We start from the raw sequence: 5,013 nt of genomic DNA, 5'->3' as shown, positions 1-5,013 counted from the left end.
AGTCCTCGGCGTGGACGAAGACCGGGCCCTGCTCGTCGTACGCCCCGGCGTCCGCGCCCCTCTCCGCCGCCCAGCGGCGCAGCGGGGCGTACGAGAGGAGGGCGATCCGGTCGCCCACGGCGCTGGGCCGCAGGCAGCAGCGGAGCGGGTGGTCGCCTTCCGTGTCCGTGTACGGGCGCATCGGGCGTCCGGCGTCGTCACGGAGTCGGAGTTCTTTCAGGGCGGTGGGGGTGATGGGCTGAGGCACGTAGATGCTGGTCATGCCGTTCAGCCTGGCGCAGCGGGGGGTGCGGCGCTGGCGGGAATCCGCCGTGAAGTTCTGGGACCGGTTGTCCCGTACCGGTTCTCCCGTCCTGGGGGATCTGCCCTACACGTGAAACACAACGTCGGTCATGTCCTCGGAGAGCGCCCACAGGCGGTGTTGCAGCGACACGTCGTACGACTGGGGGCTGGAGCGCACCACCACCGGGTGGCCCTTGCTCTGCTGGAATCCGCGGGGGCCGACATACGCGCCTCCCCGTATCTCCGGATCGGTCGCCGCGCGGAGCACGGGCAGGGCCCCCATCTCCGGCGACTGGAGGAGCAGCGGCCGGACCACCGAGAAGGCCGCCCGGGCGAGGGGCGAGGAGTGGGACATCGCGGTCCGGGAACCGGTGGTGTCGGCGCCACCGGGATGGGCGGCGACGGCGAGCGGTCCGGTCGCGGGCAGCCTGCGGGCGAGTTCGTACGTGAACATCAGGTTGGCCAGCTTGGAATGCCCGTACGCGGCGGTCCGGTCGTAGGGGCGGGCCCGCCAGTCGAGATCGCCGAGATCGATCGGGCCGCCCATGCGGTGGCCCGCGCTGCTGACCGTGACCACACGGGAGGCGGGGGAGGCGGGCAGCAGGTCCAGCAGCAGCCCGGTCAGGGCGAAGTGCCCCAGGTGGTTGGTGCCGAACTGGAGCTCGTAGCCGTCCGCGGTCGAAAGGCGCGGGGAGTACATCACCCCCGCGTTGTTGATCAGCAGGTCGATCCGGTCGAAGGTGCCGCGCAGTTCCCCGGCCGCGGCACGCACCGAGGCGAGCGAACCCAGGTCGAGCCTCTGCACGCGGACCTCCGCCGCCGGCGCGACGCGGGCGATCTCCTCCGCCGCGCGCTTGCCCTTGTCGGGGTCCCGTACCGCCAGGACCACCGCCGCCCCGCGTACGGCGAGAGCCTTGGCCGTCTCCAGGCCGATGCCGGTGTTGGCGCCCGTGATCACGGCTGTGCGCCCGCTCTGGTCGGGGATGTCACGGGCCGTCCAGCGCGCGGGCTTCGGTCGGGGCATCGGTTCCTCCACGAGTAGGTGGTACGGGGCTCGGTGGCCGCCACCAGGGCAACTCGGCGGCCGTCACCGGGGCAGGAAAGGCCCGGCCCGCCATGGTGAATGCCATTCACCTGCTAGTGAATAGTGTTAACCTTGAGGCCATGGCAGTCAAACGGCGCCCCACCGGCACCCATCACGGGGATCTGCGCAACGCACTGGAGGAAGCCGCCCTCGCCCTGGTCGCCGAGCGGGGTCCGCACGGATTCACCCTCGCCGAGGCGTGCCGGAAGGCCGGGGTGAGCGTGTCCGCGCCGTACAAGCACTTCGCCGACCGGGAGGCCCTGCTGGCCTCACTGGCCGGGAAGGGCTACGAGGAGCAGCGCCGCCGCTACCGCGCCGCGCTGGCCGCGCACACGGACCCGGCCGAGCAGCTGGCGGCCTTCGCGGTCGCCTACGTACGGTTCGCCGTCGAGGAGCGCGCCCTGTTCGACATCACGTTCCTGGCCGGCCTCGACAAGAGCCGCCATCCCGAACTGGCCCGGGCGGGCGCTGTGTTGCACGACGATCTGATGCCCGTCACCGGCCGGATCGCCCCCGGTGCGGACGACGCGTTCGAGCTGCTGGTCCAGGTCGCCGCGGCGGCGCACGGTCTGGCCCTCTTCCAGCAGCAGGACATGCTGCCGGGCCTCTGGAGCACCCCCTCGTCCGTCGAGGAGCAGGCCGCCCGCGCGGCCCGCGCCCTCGCCGGCCGGCACATCCGCTGAGAAGGCTCTTCCGGCGACCTCCGGCGGCAACTGGCGGCATTTGCCGACAGTCGGCGGCATCCGGCGGCGCGGCGTCCCCGCTACCCCGTTCCGCCGGCGCTCGCGACCATCCCGACGAGTGTGTCGACCAGCGCGTCCGCGGTGGTACGCAACTGCTCCGTGTCGAGGTGGCCGCTCAGCTCCATGTCCGCGATGCCGTGCGCGCCGCTGAGCAGCAGGGCCCCGTAGTGCCGTGTGTCGAGCCCCCCGACGACGTCCGCGACGACGGCCAGGAACTCGTCCTGGAAGCGGCCGGCCGCCCGCATGCGGTCCGCGATCAGGTCGCCCTCTGTTCCGCACAGCCGGCGCCGGACGTGGTCCAGTCCCTCACCGAGCTCTTCGGGGCGGTGTCCGGGGCGCCGGAACAGCATCTGGTACAGGTGCGGCCGGTCCCGGCCGACGCCGAGGAGAGTACGGAGAGCGCCCCGCAGCCGGTCGGAGGGCGACAGCTCCGGGTCGGTACGCAGCGCGTGGACCTGGTCGGCGATCCGCTCCCAGCTCTCGGTCGCGACGGCGGTCAGCAGGCTGTCCTTGCCCGTGAAGTGCCGGTACGGCGCTCCCCGGGTCACCCCCGCCCGCGCGCCCACCTCGCGCAGGGTGACCGCTTCGGGGCCGCCGAGGTCGAGGAGTTCGGTGGCCGCGTCGAGCAGCGCGCGGCGGGTGACGGCGGCGGACTCCGCACGGGTGACCATGGCGTCCATCATACAGTTGACAGTGTCATCCGAACTGGTAGCGTCGCCGAGGTGACAACGTCATCCGAAACACAGAAGCTGGTCGTCGTGACCGGAGCCTCCACGGGCATGGGCGCGGCCACCGCCCGCGAACTGGCCCGGCGGGGGTTCCACGTCCTGGCCGGCGTACGACGGGATCACGACGCCGACACGATCCGGGCGGCCGGCGTCGAACCGGTCATCCTCGACATCACCAGGTCCGAGCAGGTGGAGGCACTCGCCGCCCGGATCGCCGATGACCCGCGCGCCTTGCACGCGCTCGTCAACAACGCCGGAGTCCAGGTGAACGCCCCGGTCGAAACCCTGCCGCCGGCCGAGTGGCGGCGCGTCTTCGAGGTCAACCTGTTCGGCCACATCGCCGTCACCCAGGCGCTCCTGCCCGCACTGCTGCGCGCCAGGGGCCGCGTGATCAACATCAGCTCCATCGGCGGCAAGTACGCCATGGCCACCTACGGCGCGTACGCAGGCGCCAAGTTCGCCCTGGAAGCGGTCAGTGACTCCCTGCGCCGCGAGGTCGCGCCGCTGGGCGTCCAGGTCGTCGTGGTCGAACCCGGTGGTGTCCGTACGGAGATCGCGGCCCGTGGCATCGCGACGGCGAACGACCTGGCCACCCGGATGACCCCGGAGCAGCACGAGCGCTACGGCGACCTGGTCCGGGCGAACAACAGCTTGATGGCCACGGGCACCGCGTCGGGCCTGACCGCCGACGCCGCCGCCCGGGTCGTCGTGAAGGCCGTGACGGCCCGCCGGCCGCGTACCCGCTACACCGCCGGCCGGGACGCCGCCCTGATCATGCGCCTGGGACCGTTCCTGTCCGACCGCACCCTCGACCGCGTCCTCGCCGCCAACCTGCGCCGCCACCACCCGAAGGCAGCCGGGGCATCAAGCCCCCACTTCGCGGACACGCCCTAGGTGAAACGCGGCAGCCAACTCGCCCGGTAGTCCGGGTGGTCGGCGTGCTCCGCCGCCAACTGGCGTACGGCGAAGCCGAGGCCGACCGCGCGGCCCGACGGGAAGTCGGACGCGGGGGAGTCGACGTCGAGGGCCGCCAGCGGGACGTACTGGTCGAGCAGGACGCGGCTCGAGCCGATGCGCCGCAGTGTCCGCGCCGGGTCCTGGCGGGCGATGTGCTGGTCGAAGCCCCGGGTCCGGACGCTGAACGTGATCGCTCCGAGATCGTCGTGCACCTCGCCCGGCGACTCCTGGGGGGCGCGCCAGCCGGCGCCTCCCGCCGCCTCGGCCAGCCGCTCCTCGTCGTCGAGGCGCGCGCGTACGAAGGCCACGAGGTCCGCGTTGTGCTCGGTCATCAGGCTGTCGGGTCCCTTGCGGTCGAGTCCGGATCGCAGAGGGAAGCGTAGCGCCACCGCCGGGTACGGACGTACCGCCCATACGGCCGGACCGGGCGGTCGACCGCCCCGCGACGCCACCACGCGGCTCACTTCTTCCGCAGCCGCGCCACCATCTGCCGCAGCCGGGGGATCTGCTCGTAGAGCGCCTCGCCCGGACACTGGGTCTCGTACTCGTCCCGATGTCCGGAGATCACCCTCAGCTCGGCGGGCTTTCCCTTCGGGAAGCGGCTCTCGTCATTGTTGGACACCATCCGCACCCGCCCCTCGGGGTCCACCCCGCGCGGCAGCTTCCACGCCGTGACGGCCGCGATCGACCTCAGCATCGCGGGCGGCACCTCCTGGCCGCTCCCGAAGTGGCCGAGCGCCGCGATCCCCAGGCTCCGGCCGTTGAACCCCTTCGCGTGGGCCCCGCGCACCGGCCGGTCCACGCCGCCCGCGCGTCCCTCGTAGATGTTCCCGCAGCGGTCCACGACGAAGTTGTAGCCCAGGTCGTTCCACCCCATGTCCTGGATGTGGTGCTCCTGCATGGAGCGCAGCATCCCGGGCACGTCCGTACGGCAGTCGTAGGTGTTGGAGTGGTTGGTGTGATGGAGGAACACCATCTCCACCGCCCCGGTGTACGCGGGCTTCTCACGTACGGCCTTCTCGTCCGCGTGCCACACCGACCGCCCGATGATGGCGGGGCGGGGCGCCGCGGGGCCGACCCGGACATGGTGGTGCCGCGGCTCCGGTGTTCTGCTCTCCGGAGCGTCGCACGTCACCACCAGTGCCAGCGGCAGAAGCGCCAACCCCTGCCTGATCTTGCGGGGCCACATCCCCCCAACCTGGACCCCGGGGCCCGTACC

7 protein-coding genes are annotated in these 5,013 nt (G+C 72.3%); 2 read left to right on the top strand and 5 right to left on the bottom strand.

The window, feature by feature from the left end; translation table 11 throughout:
• Both GT042_RS18685 and GT042_RS18680 read right to left on the bottom strand, forming a co-directional pair.
• Positions 1–262, bottom strand: a 262-nt coding sequence (locus GT042_RS18685) for a DUF1203 domain-containing protein (RefSeq protein WP_161309863.1), incomplete at its 3' end; no start/stop codon positions are given.
• A gap of 105 nt (positions 263–367) precedes the next feature.
• Positions 368–1,306, bottom strand: coding sequence for an oxidoreductase (locus tag GT042_RS18680; protein ID WP_161309862.1), 939 nt, complete (start codon positions 1,304–1,306; stop codon positions 368–370).
• A 140-nt stretch (positions 1,307–1,446) separates the two neighbouring features.
• On the opposite strand from GT042_RS18680, the gene GT042_RS18675 reads away from it, so the two are divergent.
• On the top strand, positions 1,447–2,049 hold the full coding sequence (locus tag GT042_RS18675) for a TetR/AcrR family transcriptional regulator (protein WP_161309861.1): 603 nt from the start codon (positions 1,447–1,449) through the stop codon (positions 2,047–2,049).
• 80 nt (positions 2,050–2,129) lie between these two features.
• Here the strand turns inward: GT042_RS18675 and GT042_RS18670 are convergent, their stop codons facing one another.
• Entirely contained in the window at positions 2,130–2,780 is a 651-nt protein-coding gene (locus GT042_RS18670) for a TetR/AcrR family transcriptional regulator (RefSeq protein WP_202533119.1), read from the bottom strand.
• A gap of 51 nt (positions 2,781–2,831) precedes the next feature.
• Between GT042_RS18670 and GT042_RS18665 the strand changes: the two genes are divergently transcribed.
• On the top strand, positions 2,832–3,731 hold the full coding sequence (locus GT042_RS18665; protein WP_161309859.1) for an SDR family NAD(P)-dependent oxidoreductase: 900 nt from the start codon (positions 2,832–2,834) through the stop codon (positions 3,729–3,731).
• On the opposite strand, the gene GT042_RS18660 is transcribed toward GT042_RS18665, so the two are convergent.
• Together GT042_RS18660 and GT042_RS18655 are read right to left on the bottom strand one after the other, a co-directional pair.
• Positions 3,728–4,126: a DUF6221 family protein gene (locus GT042_RS18660; RefSeq protein ID WP_161309858.1), complete on the bottom strand. Its 399-nt coding sequence runs from the start codon at positions 4,124–4,126 to the stop codon at positions 3,728–3,730. The two genes, GT042_RS18665 and GT042_RS18660, sit on opposite strands and share 4 nt — an antisense overlap.
• 128 nt (positions 4,127–4,254) lie before the next feature.
• Positions 4,255–5,013 (bottom strand): N-acetylmuramoyl-L-alanine amidase (locus GT042_RS18655; protein WP_345943828.1); only part of this gene is annotated, 759 nt, incomplete at its 5' end.

The organism is Streptomyces sp. SID3212, from assembly GCF_009865405.1.
Lineage (GTDB): Bacteria > Actinomycetota > Actinomycetes > Streptomycetales > Streptomycetaceae > Streptomyces.
This window is presented reverse-complemented; position numbering and strand designations above follow the sequence as displayed.

Excerpts from the sequence above, each read along its gene's own strand:
- GT042_RS18680 (WP_161309862.1), bottom strand. The coding sequence starts at position 1,306 with ATGCCCCGACCGAAGCCCGCGCGCTGGACGGCCCGTGACATCCCCGAC.
- GT042_RS18675 (WP_161309861.1), top strand. The coding sequence starts at position 1,447 with ATGGCAGTCAAACGGCGCCCCACCGGCACCCATCACGGGGATCTGCGC.
- GT042_RS18670 (WP_202533119.1), bottom strand. The coding sequence starts at position 2,780 with ATGGTCACCCGTGCGGAGTCCGCCGCCGTCACCCGCCGCGCGCTGCTC.
- GT042_RS18660 (WP_161309858.1), bottom strand. The coding sequence starts at position 4,126 with ATGACCGAGCACAACGCGGACCTCGTGGCCTTCGTACGCGCGCGCCTC.